This is a genomic window from Nocardia arseniciresistens (assembly GCF_046764875.1).
GTDB classification, from domain to species: Bacteria; Actinomycetota; Actinomycetes; order Mycobacteriales; family Mycobacteriaceae; genus Nocardia; species Nocardia arseniciresistens.
This window is the reverse complement of the sequence record NZ_JBKORD010000001.1, coordinates 387,683-407,008: the sequence shown is the minus strand read 5'-3', so window position 1 is coordinate 407,008 and position 19,326 is coordinate 387,683. Positions and strand designations below refer to the sequence as shown.

The window sequence follows — 19,326 nt, the reverse complement described above, 5'->3', positions numbered from 1 at the left end:
CGACGAGTTACCCATGTACTGACTGAATATATGGCCGCAGGTCACGGTACCAACGGTAACGCCTGAACTGCGGCCACTTGTCATCTGCTCGTCAAGAACCCATCACACCGCGTTCGGCAAAGCGGCCAGGCTCTGCCTGACGTGTCGGGTGACCTCGTCGGCGAGGATCTCGGGCAAGCCCGTCTCGATGCCGTGCAGGGCTTGTGCGGCAATATCGGCGGGGTCGCTCTTCTGATCGGCAGGAACACCCGCGGCCATGTCGGTGTCCATGTATCCGACGTGCAGCGCCGAGACAGTGATGCCGTGCGGCGCCAGTTCCTCCCGGGCCGCGTCGGTCAGCGCCCATGCCGCGGCCTTGGTCGCGGCATAGGACCCGAGGCCCGCCGGGTGCAGCCAGGACAGGACGGACAGGACGTTGAGCACGCCGCCGCCCCCGTTGCCCTCGATGACGGGGGCGAAAGCCCGCGTCACGGCGAGCGGACCGAAGAAGTTCGTCTCCATCTCCAGGCGCACCTCGTCCAGGCCGCCCGCGATCAGCGGCGTTGCAGTGGAGATGCCGGCATTGTTCACCAGCAGCGTCGCGTCGGACGCGGTGCGGGCCGCGGCCCGGATCGACTCCTCGTCCGTTACGTCCAACCACAGCGGGACGACACCCGGCAGGTCCACCGTCTCGGGGCGGCGGGCGGCGGCGTACACCTTCGCTCCGCGCTCCACGAGCTGGGCGGCCAGATGCCGCCCGAGTCCCCGGTTGGCGCCGGTGACCACAGCGACCGCGTTCTTCAGTTCCATGTCTACTCCCAACGTTGCGGGCCAAGCGGGCCCTTCAAATTAGATTACGATGATAATCTAAAGTCTAGTCTAGAATAGATGCCAATCAACATCCAATTGGGAGGTGGCTGATGGGCCGCGCATCGCAGGCACAAGCGGAGGAGAACCGCCGGCGGGTCGTGGAAACCTCCTCCCGGCTGTTCCGGGAACAGGGCACCCACGTCAGCGTCGCCGACCTCATGAAGGCGTCCGGCCTGACCCACGGCGGCTTCTACAAGCAGTTCGCCTCCAAAGAGGCGCTCATCGACGAAGCCACAGCCCACGCGTTCGACCAACTCACCCGGCTCCGCAATGACGGACTCGAGCAGCACGCCGGACAGCGCGAGACCGCCCAGCAGGCACTGATCGACACCTACCTCTCCATCGAGCACCGCGACAGCGCGGCAGACGGGTGCCCCGTCGCCGCACTCGTCACCGACATCGCGCGCGAACCAAGGGATGGCGAGGCCCGCCGCGTATACACCGAGGGAGTGGATGACTTCGCCGAATGGCTCGCCACCGAGGACCAGGACGGCATCACCCGGCTGTGCACCATGCTCGGCGCACTTGTCCTTGCCCGAGCCACCAAGGGCTCCCCGCTCTCCGAGGGGATCCTCACTGCCGCGCGCGCAGCCTTGACGGCAACCAGCTGATCAGGGACACGGCGCCGGGCAGCACGCCGCAGGAATTCACCGGCTCGTCAGGAACAGGGGGCCCGGACTGGTGAGATCTCATATTCAAGTGTCGTCGGAACTGACCCGGTTCCCGCCGATCAGGTGGCCTGGCCAGCACCAAGCGACGCATCGGCCCGGGGCATCACCGAGCGTGGCGCCTTTGCCTGGGGTACGGGCATCAGGCGGGGACGTCGAAAGTGGCGCGCGCCGGGATGCTCACGTTGTTGGTGGTGACGGTGACCTCGATGCGACCGGGACCGGTGTCCTGGTAAAGCGCGTATTGGATGCTGCCGTAGATGCCGGTGACCACGGTGTTGTGGTAGGCGCCCGCCGCGCCGGTGGTCATATTGCGCCAAGCGACCGTTGTGTCGACCTCGCACAGCGGCGCCAGCGGGTGGGAGCCCGGGCCGATGCCCGCGACCGGCAGCGCCCGGACATTGAAGATGGCGCGGCCCGGCCAATCCGCGCTGGTATCCGCCCAGGTCCTGATGTTCGTCCAGCACAGCCCACCCCTGGCAAGGGTGGGGACCTGGGGGAACTCGACGGTCGTCGCGTTCGCCTGCGTGCCGGATCCGACGATCACGGCCACCGCCGATCCGGCCACAATCGCAGCTGCACGGGCGATGTTCGGCTGCCTCATGGTCGGAGATCCTAAGCGCGGGGTCGGCGGATTGTCGGTAGTCGCGGTCAACGGTCATCTCGTGGCGTGCCGCAATTCACACCGATCGGTCGCGGCGGTGCGAGCCAAGGGGTTCGGCGGCGGTGACTTGCCCCGGTGAACATGGCGGTGGGCTGCCCAGACAACGGTTCTGCAACGATGGGGCTATGCGCATCGCGGATCATGTCGTGGACCTCATCGGTAATACGCCGCTGGTCCGGTTGAACTCTGTGGTGGGACCAGACGCGGGTGTCGTTGCCGCCAAGATCGAGTACCTCAATCCGGGCGGTAGTTCCAAGGACCGGATCGCGGTGAAGATGATCGAGGCTGCCGAGAAGTCCGGGCAGCTGAAGCCCGGCGGCACCATCGTCGAACCCACCTCGGGCAACACCGGCGTCGGCCTCGCACTCGTCGCTCAGCAGCGCGGCTACAAGTGCGTGTTCGTCTGCCCTGACAAGGTCAGCGAGGACAAGCGCAATGTGTTGCGGGCCTACGGCGCGGAGGTCGTCGTGTGCCCGACCGCGGTGCCGCCGGATCACCCCGACAGCTACTACAACGTCTCCGACCGGCTGGTCCGCGAGATCGACGGCGCGTGGAAGCCCGACCAGTATTCCAACCCCGGCGGCCCCGAAAGCCACTACGAGACCACCGGCCCCGAGATCTGGCGCGACACCGACGGCAAGGTCACCCATTTCGTCGCGGGCGTCGGCACCGGCGGCACCATCACCGGTACCGGTCGCTACCTCAAAGAGGTCTCCGGCGGCACCGTGAAGATCGTCGGCGCCGACCCGGAGGGCTCGGTCTACTCCGGCGGCACCGGCCGCCCGTACCTGGTCGAGGGCGTCGGTGAGGACTTCTGGCCGTCTGCTTACGACGCGGCCATCCCCGACGAGATCATCGCGGTCTCCGACGCCGATTCCTTCGACATGACCCGCAGGCTCGCCCGCGAAGAGGGGCTGCTCGTCGGCGGCTCCTGCGGCATGGCTGTGGTCGCGGCGATCGAGGTCGCGCGCCGGGATCCGGACGCGCTCGTCGTCGTGCTGCTGCCCGACGGCGGCCGCGGCTACCTGTCCAAGATCTTCAACGACCAGTGGATGAGCTCCTACGGCTTCCTGCGTGAGCGCCTCGACGGCAGCACCACTGAGCCGCTCGTCGGCGACGTACTGCGTGGCAAGTCGGGCGAACTGCCCGATCTGGTGCACACGCACCCGTCGGAGACCCTGCGCGACGCCATTGAGATCCTGCGTGAGTACGGCGTCTCGCAGATGCCGGTCGTCGGCGCCGAGCCGCCGGTGATGGCGGGCGAGGTCGCGGGCAGTGTCTCCGAACGTGACCTGCTCTCCGCGGTGTTCGAAGGCCGCGCGCACCTGACGGATTCGGTGGCAGAGCACATGAGCCCGTCGTTCCCGCTGATCGGTTCCGGCGAACCGATCTCCGCCGCGACCAAGGCACTCTCGGACACCGACGCGCTGATGGTGGTGGAGGAAGGCAAACCGGTCGGGGTCATCACCCGCCACGACCTGCTCGGCTTCCTGAGCACGGGCAGCATCGGCCACTGAGTTCCAGGACAGCCGAAGATCTTCCCAGCGCGGGTGTGGCACGGCCCTGATCCGGCGAGTCGAACTGGACAGACGCTTTTCGGCCGATCATTGCACGTGGTGCCGTGAGCGACCGAAAAGCGTCCGCACAGAACAGATTCCCCAGCGCATCACCTTCCGAAACCGAATTCGGGGTGCCCAAGCAGCACGTCGACCTCTCGATCGGTCGGGCCGCACGGCCATTCGGTGCGTGATGGGCGCAGGCAGGCCGCCTCGATCACCGCCGCGCAGGCGTCGCGGTCGAGGCTATCCGCTGCGGCGGATGGACGACATCCTTCGACAGTGATGTTCGGAACGCTCCGATACGTATCCGGCAGATTGTCAGGTGAATTATCTTGCTACCGAAATGCATTGGCATCGGTCAGTGCTTTACCGAGCACCAGCTGATGCACCTCCGCGGTGCCCTCGTATGTGAGCACCGACTCCAGATTGTTCGCGTGACGCAGCACCGAATAGTCCAGCGTGATGCCGTTGGCACCCAGAATTGTGCGGCATTCGCGCGCGATCGCGATGGCTTCGCGCGTGCTGTTCAACTTGCCCGCACTGATCTGTTCCTGCTGGACCACGCCCTGGTCCTTCAATCGGCCGAGGTGCAGCGCGAGTAGCTGGCCCTTGCCGAATTCCAGTGCCATATCCGCCAACTTCGCCTGGGTCAGCTGGTAGGCCGCCAGTGGTTTGTCGAAGACCTCCCTGGTCCTGGCGTATTCGATGGTCGTGGTCAGACAGTCGCGCGCCGCGCCGAGCGCGCCGAAGACGATGCCGAAGCGCGCTTCGCTCAGGCACGCCAGCGGGGAGCCGAGCCCACGCGACCGCGGCAGCACCGCATCGGCGGGCAGCCGGACGTCGCTGAAATCCAGCTCCGCGGTGATCGAGGCGCGCAGCGACAGCTTGCGGTGCATCTCACGGGTGCTGAACCCCGGCGTGCCCGCAGGCACCAGGAAACCGCGAACTACCTGCTTGCCTTCGTCTTCGGTCTGCGCCCAGACCACCGAGATATCGGCCACCGACCCATTGGTGATCCACATTTTCGAGCCGTTCAGTATCCAGTCGGCGCCGTCGCGCTTCGCCCTGGTCCGCATGCCACCCGGATTGGATCCGAAGTCTGGTTCGGTGAGTCCGAAACAGCCGATCGCGCGGCCCGCCGCCATCTCGGGCAGCCACTGCTGCTTGTGCTCCTCGGATCCGAACTGGTGGATCGCCGTCATCGCCAGGGACCCCTGCACCGACACCATGCTGCGCACCCCCGAATCCACCGCCTCGAGCTCCTGGCAGGCGAGCCCGTAGGCGGTCGCCGACATCCCCGCGCAGCCGTAACCGTCGAGATGCATGCCGAGCAGCCCGAGCGCGCCGAGCTCAGGAGCGATCTCGCGGGCCGGGAAGGTGCCTGCTTCGAACCAGTCCTCGATGTGCGGCCGCAATCGTTGTGCCGCGAACGCCGCTACAGTCTTGCGGATCTCGCGCTCCTCGTCGGAAAGCAAGGCATCGATCGCGAACAGTTCTTCGACAGTCACCATGGCCCCAGCCTAGTAAGCGCAGCCGGACGAAGTCCGTCCGTAGACCAGTCGGTTGCCGACAATTCACCGCCATCTACGCTGGGCACATGAGTGAGTTGGGATTCTCTACACGGGCCGTGCACGCAGGATTCGATCCCGATCCGCGGACCGGAGCGGTGAACGTGCCCATCTACGCGAGTTCGACGTTTGCCCAGGACGGTGTCGGCGGGCTACGCGACGGCTACGAGTACGGCCGGACCGGCAACCCGACGAGGACCGCGCTAGAGGCCAACCTCGCCGCGCTCGAATCGGGCCGCTTCGGACGCGCGTTCGCCTCCGGTATGGCAGCCACCGACTGTGCGCTGCGAGCCACGCTTCGCCCAGGCGACCACATCGTGATCCCGGACGACGCGTACGGCGGCACCTTCCGGCTGATCGACAAGGTGTTCAGCCAGTGGGGCATCGAGCACTCGCCCGCCCACGTGTTCAACGTCGAGGAGATGCGCGCCGCGATCCGCCCGAACACGAAGCTGGTCTGGATCGAGACCCCGACCAACCCGCTGCTCAGCATCGGTGACATCGCGGCGCTCGCCGATGTCGCGCACACGGCCGGTGCGAAACTGGTGGTGGACAACACCTTCGCGACGCCGTACCTCCAGCAGCCGCTGCTGCTCGGTGCCGACATCGTCACGCATTCGACCACCAAGTACCTCGGCGGGCATTCCGACACCGTCGGCGGCGCGCTGATCACCAACGACCCGGAGCTGGACGCGGCTTTCGCCTTCCTGCAGAACGGCGCGGGCGCGGTACCGGGCCCGTTCGACGCCTTCCTCACCCTGCGCGGCACCAAGACCCTCGCGGTGCGGATGGATCGGCACTGCGACAACGCCGAGACCATCGCCGAGTTCCTGACCAGGCACCCCGCGATCTCGAAGGTCATCTACCCCGGCCTCGCCGACCATCCGGGTCACTTCATCGCCGACAAGCAGATGAAGCGCTTCGGCGGCATGATCTCGGTGCGGCTACACGGCGGCCCCGATGCGGCGCGTGACTTCTGCTCGCGCACAAAAATCTTCACCTTGGCCGAATCGCTCGGCGGCGTGGAATCGCTGATCGAGCACCCGGCCGCGATGACACACGCGTCCACCGAGGGCTCCGACCTCGAGGTGCCCGCGGATCTGGTGCGGCTGTCGGTCGGTATCGAGGACATCAGCGACCTGCTCGCCGATGTCGAGCAGGCTTTGGCCGGCTGAGGCAACGGACATGACGAAGCGGCCGCATCCGAGATCGGATGCGGCCGCTTGCGTTCGGGGAGAACTTGTTTCCGCTATGCGCGGAGGCCGGGCCGTAATGCCGCGGCCGGATGCGTCAGCTGTGGTAGGGCTCCGCGCTCACCAGCGTGACCTTCATGGTCTTGCCGTTGGGCAGCGTGTACTCACGGGTATCGCCGACCTTGGCGTCGATCAGGGCGCCGCCGAGGGGGGAGGAGGGCGAGTAGGTCTCCAGCTTGGAGTCGTTCAGGCCCTCTTCGCGGGTGGCGATCAAGAATGTCTCGGTATCGGACTCATCGCCGTCGTAATAGACCTTGACGACCGAACCCGGCAGCGCAACGCCCGCTTTGGTCGGAGCGACACCGACCTTGGCGTTGTTCAGCAGTTCCTGCAGCTGGCGGATGCGTGCTTCCTGCTGGCCCTGCTCCTCACGAGCGGCGTGGTATCCACCGTTCTCCTTGAGGTCACCCTCTTCACGGCGCTCATTGATCTCGGCAGCGATGATGGGACGATTGGCAATGAGCGCATCGAGTTCGCCCTTGAGCCTGTCGTGCGACTCCGGGGTCAGCCAAGTCACTTGCGTCTCAGTCATCTCGATCACTCCCTAGTAGTTGTTCCCGGCAGGCCGGGATTCCCTGATAACCGCTGCAGTACCCACAGGGGGCGGGCACGCACCAACCAACGGCTGGTGCCATCCTGGGGAAGTTCGTCGAACCCCGACAGGCCTCTGATCCGGGCAAACACGATAATCCGGAACTGACAGCGCTGGCCGCCAATGCAGCAAACACGGCTCCGAGCCCCGGAACCGTGTATGACGCCATTTTAGCATGAATCATAAACACGCAGGTCGGAGTTTGTTTTGTCCTGGCTCGGGTATGTGGGAGCTGCTCGCGGATAGCTCAGCCTGTCCGGAGATGCTCAACCCGCCCGGAGATATCCCGGCACCCGATCGCTGCACGCGTAGATGCTTCCCGACGAAGGCCGCTCCGACGAGCGAACGGTCGTGGTCATCTCGATGGTGCCGCTCTCGGACGGCTCGACGAGCACCTCGCGGCGGCCGATCTCGGTGCTGTCCCTGGCCATAGCCCGCACGAAACACACCACCGGCTGCTGTGGATCCTTACGGGTGATCTTCATGCGGACGGTCAGCGTCGAGTCGTCGACCACGACGTAACCGAGCTGTTCGGCCTCGATGTCATCCGGGCCGTATTTCTGCCATCCGAGGTAGGCGACACCGAGTCCGAGCAGCACAACGACCGCGCCGATGACCGGTGGAACCCAGCGCGGTCTACGGCGTGGCGCGGCGCCGTACCGGTCGGCACGGCGTGCGGTGGCCGCATCGCCACCGGCGGATTCCGGCGCTGGCTCGGTCATGGGTGGTCGCTCCCGGGGGGTACGTCGGAACAAAAGTCTGTCGGATGGAACTATAGGGAACGAAGCCCAAGCACCCGCGAGCGAGAGCGATGAGGTGAACGAGACGTGAGTGGCCTTCGCCTCATGGCGGTTCATGCCCACCCTGACGACGAATCCAGCAAGGGTGCCGCGACAACCGCACGCTATGCCGACGAGGGTAACGATGTCCTCGTCGTCACGCTGACCGGTGGCGAACGCGGCAGCATCCTCAATCCCGCGATGGACATCCCCGGCGTGCTCGACCGGATCGAGGAGGTCAGGCGCGAGGAAATGGCCGCTGCCGCCGCCGCGCTCGGGGTCCGCCAGACCTGGCTCGGGTTCGTCGATTCGGGCCTGCCGGAGGGCGATCCGCTGCCCGCGCTGCCGGAGGGCTGCTTCGCGGTTGTTCCGTTGGAAGAGGCCACCGAGGCGCTGGTGCGGGTGGTGCGCGAGTTCAGGCCGCACGTGATGACGACCTACGACGAGACCGGCGGTTACCCGCACCCCGATCACATCCGGTGCCACGAGGTGTCGGTGGCCGCATTCGAGGCAGCGGGCGACCCTGAGCGGTTCCCGGAGGCGGGCGAACCGTGGACGCCGTTGAAGCTGTACTACGACCACGGATTCAGCTTGCAGCGGATGGAGGCCTTCGCCGCGGAGTTCGAGCGGATCGGCGAACCGTTCCCGATGCAGGAATGGCTGGATCGGATTCGTAAGTACGCCGTCGAGCGCGGTGACGTCATGTCGCGGGTCACCACACAGATCGAGTGCGCCAAGTACTTCCCCAACCGTGACGACGCTCTGCGTGCGCATGCCACGCAGATCGACCCGAACGGCGCTTTCTTCGCGATTCCGCTGGAGATGCAGCAACGGGTGTGGCCCACCGAGGAATTCGAGCTGGCCAAGACCAAGGTGAGCACCGCGATCCCCGAGAACGACCTGTTCGCAGGCATCGAGGATCAGTGATGCTCGTTCTGCTCGCGCAGACGCCGGGCACCCCTACCGGCCCCGAGTTCGGTAAGGCATCGCCGCTCGGCCTCGTCATCATCCTGATCCTGCTCGCGGGCACGGTGCTGCTGGTGCGCTCGATGAACCGGCACCTGAAGAATCTGCCCGCCACCTTCGAGCCGGAGCATCCCGAGCCCGATCAGGAGGCCGACGAAGGCACCGAGCCCGGCATCACCCGCCGGTCGGCAGAGGTCGACGAGCCCGAAGGCCGAACCGACAAGACCTGAGTTCCCGCCTGTCACAGTGGCCGTCCGCACTCCGCGGGCGGCCACTGTCACATTTGCGGGTCCCATTTCGTCATTGGGTAGTCGCGGCCCGATCCACCGCATAGCCGAGCAGACATTCGGTGTGGATCGCAGTCGCGCGTCCGGCTCGGTGACGATGTGAAAGTTAGGACGAAGAAATGACATTCGATGAATTGCGTGGTGCGGTTGCCGGTCGGATCCTGGTGCCTGGTGATGACGGATTCGAGCAGGCGGCACGGCCGTGGGCGCTGACCGTCACGCAGCCGGTCGCGGCGGTGGCCGAGGTGGAGGACGCCGATGACGTCGCCGCCGTGGTCGCCTACGCGCGCCGGGTCGGCATGCCGGTGGTAGCGCAGCCGACAGGGCACGGCGCGGCGGGCGGGATCGAGGATGCGATCCTGCTGCGCACCGGCCGGATCGACAACGTCGAGATCGACGCACGGCAGCGGATCGCGCGTGTCGGCGCCGGTGCGAAGTGGGGGCAGGTGCAGGCTGCGGCCGGAGCACACGGGCTGACCGGGCTCGCGGGTAGCAACCCGGTGGTCGGGGTGACCGGATACACCCTCGGCGGCGGACTCGGCTGGTTCAGCCGTAAGTACGGCTGGGCCTCGGACGCCGTTCGCGCCTTCGAGATTGTCGACGCGGAGGGCAAGCAGGGCAGGATCACCGCGGCGAGCGATCCGGAGCTGTTCTGGGCATTGCGCGGTGGTGGTGGCGATTTCGCCGTGGTGACCGCGCTGGAGTTCGAGTTGTTCGCCGCGCCTGCGGTGTACGGCGGGCGGGTGTTGTGGTCCGGCAACAGGACTCACGAGGTATTCGAGGCGTTCCAGGAGATCACCGCAGCGGCTCCCGAGGAGTTGTCGGTGTGGTTCCATCGGCTCCAGTTCCCCGATGCGCCGCCGATGGTCGCGCTGGACGCCGTCTACCTCGGTGCCGCCGAGGAAGGCCGTGCGCTGTTGGCCCGCCTTGACGCGATCGATGGCCCCATCGCCGACAAGCGTGCCGTCCTTCCGGTGGCGAGCCTCGGCGATGTCACCGCCGAACCGGCCGACCCGAGTCCGTCGCTCTCGCGCGGCGAACTGCTCACCGACCTCGATGACGCGGTCGTCAAGTCGCTGCTCGAAGAACCCGTCGCTCCGCTGATCAATATCCAGATCCGCCACCTCGGCGGCGCACTGGCCGAGGCCAACCCGGACGGCGGTGCGCGCGGCCCGGTGACCGAGCCGTACCTGCTGTACCTGCTCGGCCTCGGATTGCCGCACGTCGCGGCGGCCGTCAAGGCCAGGCTGACCGAGATCGTCGACGCCATCGGCGGCCACATCAGCGGGCTCAAACCGTACACATTCCTCGCCCCTGAGGAAGGCGCGGCAGCCGCCTTCGACCGGTCGACCCTCGCGCGGCTCGGCGAGCTCGAGCGGGCCCGCGACCCGCACGGCGTGATTCGCGCGAACTATCCGGTGCTCGGATAGCTTCGACGATCCGAATTTCGGCACGGTGATGGGGTTTTCGGTATGACCAGTTCGTACTGGTCGCGGTTTGGATGTCGGCCCGGTGTGCTACTCCTACAGCGAACCCCAACCGAAGGATGACGATGGATTCTGTGATCGACCAGATCGACCGCGCTCTGGACATGACGGAGGCGATCGTCGCCACGGTGGACGACGAGCGGCTCGGCGCGCCGACGCCGTGCCGGGATTGGGATGTTCGTGCCGTGCTGAATCATGTGGTCGGCGGCACGCACCGGTTCGCCGCCGCGCTGACCGGGATGGACGCGGGGGCCGAGCAGGACAACGACTGGCTCGGCATCGACCCGCAGAGCGCGTACGCGGCGGCGGCCGCGGTGGATCGCGCCGCATGGCACCGGCCGGACGCGCTGACGGGGACGGTGCGCATCTTATTCGGTGATCTGCCGGGCCGGGCCGCGGCGACGGTCCATCTCACCGAACTGGTTGTGCACGGCGTGGATATCGCGCTCGCCGTTGACCGGCCCGATCTCGCGGACGACGAGTTGTGCGCCGAGTTGCTTGCGACGATGCAGGAGATGGGCGGCATCAATGGCTTCCGCAATCCAGGAATGTTCGACAACGAGATCGCCGTTGCCGCCGACGCACCCGCCCATCGGCGGCTGCTCGGCTACGTCGGCAGGACCTGGTGAGCACCTGCGGGTAGGGCTCGATCGCGAATACGGCGAACCGGGTGGCGCAGGATGGTTTTGGTGGTCGCGGCCGGAGCCCGGCGTGGATCGGACAGGTAGATCTCGTGATGGCGGCCGTTCATCGCCAAGCCTTCCGTGGTCATGAACGCCTCCATGCGGGCAAGGGTCTCCGGCTCGGTCGAATAGGGGCCGAGGTGCAGCGCCTGGATCGCCTCGCCCTCGGTCAACGACTCGAAGATCGCGCCGGTCACCATGTCCGCGGTGACGACGTCGGGCATCCGGATCATCAGTTTCCAGTGCCACTGGTCGCGCGGCACCGAGAGTGCCGGTTCGTCGGATTCCACCCACCACTGCCCCTCGAGCTTCGGCACGACGAAATCCTGGCCGATGGTTTTGGCGATCTTCGCGGCACCGTAGGCGGCGCGGTAGAGCCCGGCGACGGCGTCGGTGTACGCCTGGCCACCGGGCGCGCCGGAACCGGTGACCGTCACGTAGTCGTAGGCGTCGAATGTTCGCAGCGCCGGATCGCGGCGCGCGCCGTAGTAGTGCTTGTCGGTCTTGGCCAGATCGATCTTCACCGGATGTCCTCCTGTCGAATTGCCTGTCGGGGGCAGCCTGGACCCTCCAACGACGGGAGAGTCAACACGTCGGTTCGCGGTGTTGCTCGAATGGTGCGGGCTGCCGCTCGGTCGGGCCGACAGTGGATGCTGGCAGTCGTGGACGAGATATTCCGGCAGGCCGGTGTACGAGGCTGGGTGCACGCCAGGTGTTTCGACTGCGGCGGCGAAGTGGGGTCGGGTGCCGACGAACCGGTGGTGCTCGCGTCGGTGGTCAAGGTGCCATTGGTGCTGGAGTTCGCCCGCCAGGTCGCCGCGGGGCAGTTGGACCCGGCCGATCGGGTGCGCGCGGGCGCGCGGGACCGCCTCGGTGGCGTCGGCACGGCGGGGTGTGTGGACGATGTCGAGCTGAGTCTGCGCGACGCCGCGTTCTTCGCACTCGCACTGAGCGACAACACCGCGGCCGATCTGCTGTTCGATCGGGTCGGTCTCGACAATGTGCGCTCGCTCGTGCGCGAGCTCGGGCTCACCGGCACGCGGATCGTCGGCGCGCCCAGGCACATCGTGCAGACCATGGCCGAGGACATCGGAGCTCGCGATCCGATCGAATTCGCCGCGCGGTATCCCGAGCTGAGCGCAGCGGAGGTTCTCGGCACCCGCGCCCTCGACCCGCATCGGACCACCGCGAGCACACCGCGCGACATGACCGATCTGCTCGCGCTCATCGCCACCGATCGGGCGAGCACCGCCGAGACCTGTCGATGGGTGCGCGATCTCATGCGTCAGCAGGTCAACTGGCACCGCCTCGCGGCGGCCTTTCCGTCCGAGGTGCGGCTCTGGGCCAAGACCGGCACCCTGCCGGGCGTGCGCAACGAGATCGGTGTCGTCGAGTACCCCGGCGGAAGTCGTTATGCCGTAGCGGTATTCACCAGAGCGGACACTCTCGCCCAGCGACTGCCCGAGGTGGACCGTGCGATCGGCACCGCGGCACGGCATGCGATCGAGACCATCTCTCACGGCCTGCCGTACACCACGTTCCACGGGCGCTGCGGTACCTCCTGAGCGGGCGCGGGGCGTGAGGAGCCGTCACCCTGTACCACATTCGCGATTAACTCGGCGAGGTCACCAACCAGCGGATGTGGCGCGGCGGCGGGCCAAGCCAATGACAGTCGCCAGCTCAGCGTGCCCTCCGGCAACGGTCGCCAGACCACCCTCGGTTCCTTTTGCGCGACCATGCCCTGGTCGAAAGCCACGCCGCGACCGGAAAGCACCATACCGAGCACGAATTCGGGATTGCGGGCGTGCTGTACCGACGTCGGCCGGAACCCGTGCTCCCAGCAGGTGCGCAGCGTCGCGTCGTACAGCCCGGGCGCGGCGGCCCTCGGAAAGATCACCAGACCGTGCCCGGCCAGATCGGCGAGGGTGAGCGAGGAACGCATGGCAAGCGGCGAATCCCGCGGCAGCACCACGCCCAATGGCGTGTCCACCGCGGGACCTAGTTCGAGGCCGATCACGTCGACCGGATGTTGCAGCAGCCCCGCGTCGAGTTGCCGGTCGGCGAGTAGGCGCACCTGCTCGGCGGTGGTCAGTTCCTGTAGATCTACCCGAACGTCACGGTTCTCGAATGCGGTCAGGATGGCGGCGAGCACCCGCCCTGCGAGCTCGGGTGGCACCCCGACACGCAACGCGTCGATCTCACCCCGATGCGCCTTGCCGACCAGCGATGTCGTCCGCTCCCAGCGCGCGAGCAGATCGCGGGATTCGGCGAGCAGGATCTGCCCGGCCTCGGTGAGCTCGACCCGACGGCTGTCGCGATCGAACAGTCGCGCACCGAGATCGGTTTCGAGTTTCCGGATCCGCTGACTCAGCGGCGGCTGCGCGATGCCGAGGCGCTGCGCGGCGCGCCCGAAATGTAGTTCTTCGGCGACGGCGATGAAGTACCGCAGTTGGCGTAAGGGGTCCACGCTGCGACGATATCGGGCCTGCCCGCGCGAAACCGGCGCGGCTGTTACTGTCGATCTCGTGCCAGGATGGACCCCACAATGACCGGCTCTAATCCGGAAGCGCAGCGACTCAACGCGATTGCCGCGGCCATCGGCTGCCGAAATTATCTGGAAATCGGGGTCGCTACCGGGGACACGTTCGCCGTTGTCGAGGCTCCACGCAAGACCGGTGTCGATCCTGCCTTCCAATTCGATATCTCGGCGGCATCGACCGCGAACGTAGACTTCTTCACCGGTACCTCCGATGAGTTCTTCGCCCAACTCGACTCGTCGGTGTCCTACGACCTCGTTTATATCGACGGACTACACACCTTCGCCCAGACTTACCGTGACTTCTGCAACGTGCTCACCCACACTCACGATCGCTCGGTGATCGTATTGGACGATGTGTGGCCGACCGACATCTTTTCAGTAATCCCCGATTATCACCGCGCGATGGCCGAAAGATTCCGTACGGGCGTGCCCGGAATGGACTGGCACGGTGATGTTTTCAAGATCGCGTCCGCGATTCACGATTACCACACGACCCTCAGCTACGCCACGGCCCTTGGCGAGGCACGACCTGCCATGCTGGTCTGGCGAGCTCCGCGCCGCGACTCTCCGCGCTTCCGCGGGCTCGAGGAAATCGAGCGGCAGACCTACCTCGACTTCCTGGACAGGCTCGATCTACTCAACGCGATTCCGCAAGCCGATGCTATTCGTTTGAGCGCCGCGCCTGCGCGCGCCGCAGGCTCGGCGCGGTAGTCCCCTTGGCGTGAGTGTTGTCCTGCTGAGTTGAGCGGGAGATCTTCGGGTGCCGATTTGGTGCTCGCGGACTGAGCATCCTCAGCACTTCGGAGTGCGAGCCGGAGTTGCGTCGACTACGGTGCGTCACCGATTCTTTTGTGCCGGTGTGTATTCGGGGAATTCGATCCAAAACGTGCTGTCGATGCCCGGTTGCGAATCGACTCCGTAGTCGCCGTTGTGCGCCTGCATGATCGCGGCGACGATGGCGAGGCCGAGTCCGTTGCCGCCTTCGCTGCGGGACCGCCCGGAATCTACTCGATAGAACCGGTCGAAAAGATGCGGCAGGTGTTCGGGTGGGATGCCGGGTCCGTGGTCTATGACCGAGATTCGAACCCCGGTCGCGTTGGTCACCCGGATGGTAATCGGGGTGTCGTGGGGAGTGTGGCGCAGGGCGTTGGTCGTCAGGGACAAGATCGCCTGGGTCACTCGATCCGGCACGGCGTCGGCGAACAGAGATCGAGGGGTGTCGACCTCGATTCGGCGTTCGGGTGCGATGACATGCAAGTCTTCGACGACTGCGTCGATCACGGCCACGACGTCGACGCGTTCGCGGTCGGTGAGGCCGTGTACGTCGAGATTATTGAGGTCGAGCAGTGCTTCGACGATTCGGCTCATACGTTGGGCTTCGTCATTGATGCGCCGCATCGCGTCGTGCACGTCGTCGGTTCGGGTGCCGGACGAGTGCAGCGCGGAGTAGCCGCGCAAAGTCGTGAGCGGGGTGCGCAGTTCGTGCGAAGCGTCGGCGACGAAGCGTCGCATCCGATCCTCGGTGGCCTGGGTGGTGTCGATCATCGTATTGAGGGCCTTGCCGAGCCGGTCGGCTTCGGTGCCCGATGCGCAACCTTCGATACGGCGATGAGAGGCTCCCGCGGCGATGGCGTCGGCGGCTTCGGTCATTCGTGCGATGGGCGTCAGCCCGAGTCGATGCACCCACCAGACCACCGAGCCGACCACTATGGCGAGCACGAGGCCCGCTGCGGCCAGGGTGGTGATCAACTGTTTGGTGGCGTCCTGCGCACTCTGTGCGGAGAGGGCGATGACGACGTCGGTGCCCCCCTTCCGGACGGTCACCGCCCGTACCTCCGATACGTTGCCGGAGGTCGTCGGCCGGCCCGTGGGGGTGGGCAGTTCGTCCACGCCGTTCAGGTCGGGGACCAGAGCGGCATCATTGGTCGGTGCCTGCACGGTGGTGAGTGTTCCGTCGGCGTTTCGGATTCCGAGATAGATGTCGCCGAAGGCCAACGTCGACCTCGCGGGTCGAAACGGGTGCTGTGCGGCCATCAGTCCGGGCATGGGCATGTTGGACAACTTGGTGAGCTGGAGGTCGAGTTGCTGGACCAGGTAGTGGCGTTGGATTAGTACGACCGCCGCGCCCGCGGCCAGCAGCGTCAGCACCAACGCGACCAGCGCCAGACTCAGCCGTCGTGCCAGCGACATCATGGTTCCCGGATGGTGTAACCGACGCCGCGGACGGTGTGGATCAGTTTGGTGCCGCCGCGGTCGAGCTTCTTGCGCAGGCTGCTGATGAAGGTTTCGATAATCGCCGATTCGCCTTCGAAGCTGTATCGCCAGACGTGGTCGAGTATCTGCGCGCGGGTCACAACCAGGCCGGCATTGGTCATAAGACAGCGCAGAAGTGTGAATTCGGTTGCAGTCAAATGTATTTCGTCATCGCCGCGCCAGACGCGATGCGCCTGGTCGTCGAGTACCAGATCCGCCACCCGCCGTTGTACCGGCAGGTCGGCGATGGCTCCGCTGCGGCGCAGTGCGACTTGGACACGCGCGACCACTTCCTCCAGGACGAACGGTTTGACGATGTAGTCATCGCCGCCGCTGGTCAGTCCGTGGATCCGTTCGGCGGGGTCCGAACGCGCGGTCAGGAACAATACCGGTGCCTCGCAACCCCTTCCGCGTAAACGTCGCAGCACCGTATAGCCGTCGTCGTCGGGCAACATGACGTCGAGCACGATCGCATCCGGGTGCATTGTGTCGGCCAACGCCAGCGCCTCCCGGCCCGTGGACGCCGTCCGCACCGTGTATCCAGCCATGCGCAGGCCGGTACCGACCAGATAGGCGATGTTCTCCTCGTCATCCACGACGAGTACCCGTGGCGAGTTCGTGCCCTGTTCACTGAGGTCCCACTCGGGTGCCGGCAGCATCGTCGGTTCGCGCATGAACCATACCGTGTACCGGAAATTGCTCGGCTACCTGAAGAATCGCTGGGGAATACCTGTGAATTGACCGACGCCCCACAGGAAATCGCGAGGAATCCTTCAAGGAGTCGCCAGTCAGGTTGTCGAGACTTCGGTGGTCGTCGCAGATCGCGTCGATGCTCGATACAAGGGAGAATCCGATGCGGATCATCCGCTACTCGTTCCTGGCTGTCGCCGCGGCCGGGATCACACTGTCCGTGGGGCTGGGTGCCGGCACCGCGTCGGCCGATGGCCCGGGCAATCACCGTCAGCTCACCGACGAGCAGAAGCAATGTCTTTCCGGCCAGGGCATTTCCCGAGAGTCGAGGCCTGCCGGGAAGCCCTCCGAAGAGCAGATCGCCAAGGTCAAAGAGGCGTTCGGGGCCTGCGGAATCCCCTTGCCCGAACGCCCTAAGCTCACCGACGAGCAGAAGCAATGTCTTTCCGGCCAGGGCATTTCCCGAGAGTCGAGGCCTGCCGGGAAGCCCTCCGAAGAGCAGATCGCCAAGGCCAAAGAGGCGTTCGAGGCTTGCGGAATCCCGGTACCCACCCGCTAGCACGCCCGTGGCGCTGGACCTGGGCATCGGCTTACGACGCCGTTGTCCAGGTCTGTGACGTGCGACGTCACCTATCTGTGTCAGCACGCCGATCCGGCTTCGACGGCTATACCGCGTCCGGCCTCGATCCATGAACCGATTCGATGGCGGATTTGGTATCGGCCACGCCTTTTCGAAGGCAATGACACATCGCGGGGTGATCTTGCGGTGTACGAAGGTTCCGATTCTCGTGAGCCGCAAACGACGAGCGACACTCCACGGTTGCCAGCCGGATCTGACGCGGCGGGACCTATCCGTTTACTGCTGGTGGGAATGGTTCGGGTGACACTGCTCGAAGTTTGCCTACAGTGAGGGCGTGTAGACCAACCGGTATGCACGCTCGGATACGTGGCCCCGGGGGTTTCTTCGCGACCGGGGCCGCACCGGCACAGGCATTGCAGCAGAACGAGGCAGCGGCGCGACGTCGTTGTTGCCCGGTTGCCGGGTTGGTCCGCCCGCCGAGTATGCACGTGACTCGCGTTGGCCGCGCTCGGCCGCTTGTCGTCGCGTTCGCGGGCCCGCTTCTCGAGGGCAGAGCAGCAGGCAGAACTCGGGTCGCCGTAAATCGGCGATCGGATCCGAAACCTAGGCGCAGGGCGTCCTTCCCTCGAACCGCGCCAGCCGTGGCGTGGAACCCGACGAAAAGCACTCGCCACATACCCATCTAGTGAACTCCTCGAAATGGAACTACGCCGTTTCGATGAAATGAGGTCGGCAATCGCCAGGTATGTATGATTGGCGCACGCATATTGTCAGGCACGTTCGACGCGCACAATCTTGTCCCTGCGAACAAGGTGGAGCAATGCGTAAACCGTCGATCCATGTCGCCTCCCTAGTGGGTGGCGAAGAGATGTTCCGCAGCGAACTCGGTTCGATCCACCGGCTCAACGCCGACAACTTCCCGGTCTTGAACGGTCTGTCGATCAAACGACTCCGGCTGGCTCCCAACGCTATCCGCGAACCGCACTGGCATGTCAACGCCACCGAATTGACCTATTGCACCTCCGGACAAGCGCTCGTGTCGGTCCTGGACAACGGAAGTAAATTCTCCTCGTTCCTGGTCAGCGCCGGCGAGATGTTCCACATCGAATCAGGGGCGTTGCACCACGTGGAGAACGTCGGCGACACCGACGCGGAGTTCATCATTGCGTTCCGCCATGAGCGACCAGAAGACTTCGGCTTCGGTGCCGCCCTCGGCGCGATGACCGACGCGGTCCTCGGCAACACCTACGACCTGCCCTCCGAGGCCTTCGCTGACATCCGGCGCAGCACCACCGCCAAACTGATAGTTGGCCGCGAAGGCGCACCCGACATCCCGTCGACGGCCCATTTCGGCGACCCTCATCATTTCGCCGTCGAAGCAATCGCACCACCACTGGAATCCTCGGCCGGATCGGTCCGTACTGCGCGTGAACAGTATTGGGCCGCGCTGCACGACATCTCGATGTATTCCCTGCGAATCAGCGAAGACGGTATGCGCGAACCGCATTGGCATCCGGTTACCGCCGAAATGGGTTATGTGCACAAGGGTTCGGCGCGGATGACGATCATGAATCCTGACGGTGCCCTCGATACCTACATCGTCAACGAGGGTGAGGTCTACTTCGTCCCCCGCGCCTATCCCCACCACATCGAGGTCATCGACGCACCGCAGATCCACCTGCTCATCTTCTTCGACCAGCCCACCCCCGCCGATATCGGCTACCGCGCCTCGATGAGCGCCTACTCCCGCAAAGTCCTCGCCGCCACGTTCGGCGTCGCGCTCGACGACCTGCCCAACTTTCCCTTTACACCTTCCGACCCGCTACTCGTCAACCGCCGCAACCCCCTGGACCCCGTCGCCGACCGAGCGTGACTCGCACTGGCTCCCATCCAGCGCGAGTCACGGCGT

General features: G+C 65.7%; 20 protein-coding genes. 11 read left to right on the top strand and 9 right to left on the bottom strand.

Annotated features, from left to right (window positions below):
- Positions 1-102: 102 nt before the first annotated feature.
- Positions 103-789: an SDR family oxidoreductase gene (locus ACLMAJ_RS01920; RefSeq protein WP_412011682.1), complete on the bottom strand. Its 687-nt coding sequence runs from the start codon at positions 787-789 to the stop codon at positions 103-105.
- A gap of 110 nt (positions 790-899) precedes the next feature.
- Between ACLMAJ_RS01920 and ACLMAJ_RS01915 the strand changes: the two genes are divergently transcribed.
- Positions 900-1,460, top strand: a complete 561-nt coding sequence (locus ACLMAJ_RS01915) for a TetR/AcrR family transcriptional regulator (protein WP_412011681.1) — start codon at positions 900-902, stop codon at positions 1,458-1,460.
- Positions 1,461-1,659: 199 nt separating this feature from the next.
- Here ACLMAJ_RS01915 and ACLMAJ_RS01910 read toward each other — a convergent pair whose 3' ends face one another.
- A complete protein-coding gene (locus ACLMAJ_RS01910; RefSeq protein ID WP_412011680.1) occupies positions 1,660-2,121 on the bottom strand; it encodes a hypothetical protein in 462 nt (153 codons plus the stop codon).
- 185 nt (positions 2,122-2,306) lie between these two features.
- Here ACLMAJ_RS01910 and ACLMAJ_RS01905 point away from each other — a divergent pair, with 185 nt between their 5' ends.
- Entirely contained in the window at positions 2,307-3,698 is a 1,392-nt protein-coding gene (locus ACLMAJ_RS01905) for a cystathionine beta-synthase (protein ID WP_412011679.1), read from the top strand.
- A gap of 377 nt (positions 3,699-4,075) precedes the next feature.
- On the opposite strand, the gene ACLMAJ_RS01900 is transcribed toward ACLMAJ_RS01905, so the two are convergent.
- The gene (locus tag ACLMAJ_RS01900) at positions 4,076-5,251 is read right to left on the bottom strand and encodes an acyl-CoA dehydrogenase family protein (RefSeq protein ID WP_412011678.1); all 1,176 of its coding nucleotides are present in this window, start codon (positions 5,249-5,251) and stop codon (positions 4,076-4,078) included.
- A gap of 86 nt (positions 5,252-5,337) precedes the next feature.
- Between ACLMAJ_RS01900 and ACLMAJ_RS01895 the strand changes: the two genes are divergently transcribed.
- Positions 5,338-6,483 carry a cystathionine gamma-synthase gene (locus ACLMAJ_RS01895; RefSeq protein ID WP_412011677.1) on the top strand — a complete coding sequence of 382 codons (1,146 nt, stop codon included), beginning with the start codon at positions 5,338-5,340 and terminating at the stop codon, positions 6,481-6,483.
- A 115-nt stretch (positions 6,484-6,598) separates the two neighbouring features.
- Here ACLMAJ_RS01895 and greA read toward each other — a convergent pair whose 3' ends face one another.
- Both greA and ACLMAJ_RS01885 read right to left on the bottom strand, forming a co-directional pair.
- On the bottom strand, positions 6,599-7,093 hold the full coding sequence (gene greA, locus ACLMAJ_RS01890) for a transcription elongation factor GreA (protein WP_412011676.1): 495 nt from the start codon (positions 7,091-7,093) through the stop codon (positions 6,599-6,601).
- Positions 7,094-7,419: 326 nt separating this feature from the next.
- Positions 7,420-7,875 carry a DUF4307 domain-containing protein gene (locus ACLMAJ_RS01885; protein WP_412011675.1) on the bottom strand — a complete coding sequence of 152 codons (456 nt, stop codon included), beginning with the start codon at positions 7,873-7,875 and terminating at the stop codon, positions 7,420-7,422.
- A 123-nt stretch (positions 7,876-7,998) separates the two neighbouring features.
- Between ACLMAJ_RS01885 and mca the strand changes: the two genes are divergently transcribed.
- The 4 genes from mca (at position 7,999) to ACLMAJ_RS01865 (ending at position 11,301) form a co-directional block, all read left to right on the top strand.
- A complete protein-coding gene (gene mca, locus ACLMAJ_RS01880; protein WP_412012015.1) occupies positions 7,999-8,859 on the top strand; it encodes a mycothiol conjugate amidase Mca in 861 nt (286 codons plus the stop codon).
- Entirely contained in the window at positions 8,859-9,128 is a 270-nt protein-coding gene (locus ACLMAJ_RS01875; protein WP_412011674.1) for a hypothetical protein, read from the top strand. The genes mca and ACLMAJ_RS01875 overlap by 1 nt, the downstream gene beginning before the upstream one ends.
- A 176-nt stretch (positions 9,129-9,304) precedes the next feature.
- Entirely contained in the window at positions 9,305-10,615 is a 1,311-nt protein-coding gene (locus ACLMAJ_RS01870) for an FAD-binding oxidoreductase (protein WP_412011673.1), read from the top strand.
- 122 nt (positions 10,616-10,737) lie between these two features.
- Positions 10,738-11,301: a TIGR03086 family metal-binding protein gene (locus ACLMAJ_RS01865; protein WP_412011672.1), complete on the top strand. Its 564-nt coding sequence runs from the start codon at positions 10,738-10,740 to the stop codon at positions 11,299-11,301.
- Here the strand turns inward: ACLMAJ_RS01865 and ACLMAJ_RS01860 are convergent.
- The gene (locus ACLMAJ_RS01860) at positions 11,280-11,879 is read right to left on the bottom strand and encodes a GyrI-like domain-containing protein (RefSeq protein WP_412011671.1); all 600 of its coding nucleotides are present in this window, start codon (positions 11,877-11,879) and stop codon (positions 11,280-11,282) included. The two genes, ACLMAJ_RS01865 and ACLMAJ_RS01860, sit on opposite strands and share 22 nt — an antisense overlap.
- A 138-nt stretch (positions 11,880-12,017) precedes the next feature.
- Between ACLMAJ_RS01860 and ACLMAJ_RS01855 the strand changes: the two genes are divergently transcribed.
- Positions 12,018-12,920: a serine hydrolase gene (locus tag ACLMAJ_RS01855; RefSeq protein ID WP_412011670.1), complete on the top strand. Its 903-nt coding sequence runs from the start codon at positions 12,018-12,020 to the stop codon at positions 12,918-12,920.
- Here ACLMAJ_RS01855 and ACLMAJ_RS01850 read toward each other — a convergent pair.
- On the bottom strand, positions 12,872-13,822 hold the full coding sequence (locus ACLMAJ_RS01850) for a LysR substrate-binding domain-containing protein (RefSeq protein WP_412011669.1): 951 nt from the start codon (positions 13,820-13,822) through the stop codon (positions 12,872-12,874). The two genes, ACLMAJ_RS01855 and ACLMAJ_RS01850, sit on opposite strands and share 49 nt — an antisense overlap.
- 78 nt (positions 13,823-13,900) lie before the next feature.
- Here ACLMAJ_RS01850 and ACLMAJ_RS01845 point away from each other — a divergent pair, with 78 nt between their 5' ends.
- A complete protein-coding gene (locus tag ACLMAJ_RS01845) occupies positions 13,901-14,605 on the top strand; it encodes a class I SAM-dependent methyltransferase (protein ID WP_412011668.1) in 705 nt (234 codons plus the stop codon).
- Positions 14,606-14,731: 126 nt separating this feature from the next.
- Here ACLMAJ_RS01845 and ACLMAJ_RS01840 read toward each other — a convergent pair whose 3' ends face one another.
- Positions 14,732-16,087: a sensor histidine kinase gene (locus ACLMAJ_RS01840; RefSeq protein ID WP_412011667.1), complete on the bottom strand. Its 1,356-nt coding sequence runs from the start codon at positions 16,085-16,087 to the stop codon at positions 14,732-14,734.
- A complete protein-coding gene (locus ACLMAJ_RS01835) occupies positions 16,084-16,821 on the bottom strand; it encodes a response regulator transcription factor (RefSeq protein ID WP_412011666.1) in 738 nt (245 codons plus the stop codon). Before ACLMAJ_RS01835 ends, ACLMAJ_RS01840 begins: the two co-directional genes overlap by 4 nt.
- Before the next feature lie 179 nt (positions 16,822-17,000).
- Between ACLMAJ_RS01835 and ACLMAJ_RS01830 the strand changes: the two genes are divergently transcribed.
- Together ACLMAJ_RS01830 and ACLMAJ_RS01825 are read left to right on the top strand one after the other, a co-directional pair.
- Positions 17,001-17,396: a hypothetical protein gene (locus ACLMAJ_RS01830; protein WP_412011665.1), complete on the top strand. Its 396-nt coding sequence runs from the start codon at positions 17,001-17,003 to the stop codon at positions 17,394-17,396.
- Positions 17,397-18,237: 841 nt separating this feature from the next.
- Positions 18,238-19,290, top strand: a complete 1,053-nt coding sequence (locus ACLMAJ_RS01825) for a cupin domain-containing protein (protein WP_412011664.1) — start codon at positions 18,238-18,240, stop codon at positions 19,288-19,290.
- Positions 19,291-19,326: the final 36 nt, after the last annotated feature.

Coding starts and splice junctions, on each gene's coding strand:
- ACLMAJ_RS01920 (WP_412011682.1), bottom strand. CDS start 789: ATGGAACTGAAGAACGCGGTCGCTGTGGTCACCGGCGCCAACCGGGGA.
- ACLMAJ_RS01915 (WP_412011681.1), top strand. CDS start 900: ATGGGCCGCGCATCGCAGGCACAAGCGGAGGAGAACCGCCGGCGGGTC.
- ACLMAJ_RS01910 (WP_412011680.1), bottom strand. CDS start 2,121: ATGAGGCAGCCGAACATCGCCCGTGCAGCTGCGATTGTGGCCGGATCG.
- ACLMAJ_RS01905 (WP_412011679.1), top strand. CDS start 2,307: ATGCGCATCGCGGATCATGTCGTGGACCTCATCGGTAATACGCCGCTG.
- ACLMAJ_RS01900 (WP_412011678.1), bottom strand. CDS start 5,251: ATGGTGACTGTCGAAGAACTGTTCGCGATCGATGCCTTGCTTTCCGAC.
- ACLMAJ_RS01895 (WP_412011677.1), top strand. CDS start 5,338: ATGAGTGAGTTGGGATTCTCTACACGGGCCGTGCACGCAGGATTCGAT.
- greA (WP_412011676.1), bottom strand. CDS start 7,093: ATGACTGAGACGCAAGTGACTTGGCTGACCCCGGAGTCGCACGACAGG.
- ACLMAJ_RS01885 (WP_412011675.1), bottom strand. CDS start 7,875: ATGACCGAGCCAGCGCCGGAATCCGCCGGTGGCGATGCGGCCACCGCA.
- mca (WP_412012015.1), top strand. CDS start 7,999: ATGGCGGTTCATGCCCACCCTGACGACGAATCCAGCAAGGGTGCCGCG.
- ACLMAJ_RS01875 (WP_412011674.1), top strand. CDS start 8,859: ATGCTCGTTCTGCTCGCGCAGACGCCGGGCACCCCTACCGGCCCCGAG.
- ACLMAJ_RS01870 (WP_412011673.1), top strand. CDS start 9,305: ATGACATTCGATGAATTGCGTGGTGCGGTTGCCGGTCGGATCCTGGTG.
- ACLMAJ_RS01865 (WP_412011672.1), top strand. CDS start 10,738: ATGGATTCTGTGATCGACCAGATCGACCGCGCTCTGGACATGACGGAG.
- ACLMAJ_RS01845 (WP_412011668.1), top strand. CDS start 13,901: ATGACCGGCTCTAATCCGGAAGCGCAGCGACTCAACGCGATTGCCGCG.
- ACLMAJ_RS01840 (WP_412011667.1), bottom strand. CDS start 16,087: ATGATGTCGCTGGCACGACGGCTGAGTCTGGCGCTGGTCGCGTTGGTG.
- ACLMAJ_RS01835 (WP_412011666.1), bottom strand. CDS start 16,821: ATGCGCGAACCGACGATGCTGCCGGCACCCGAGTGGGACCTCAGTGAA.
- ACLMAJ_RS01830 (WP_412011665.1), top strand. CDS start 17,001: ATGCGGATCATCCGCTACTCGTTCCTGGCTGTCGCCGCGGCCGGGATC.
- ACLMAJ_RS01825 (WP_412011664.1), top strand. CDS start 18,238: ATGCGTAAACCGTCGATCCATGTCGCCTCCCTAGTGGGTGGCGAAGAG.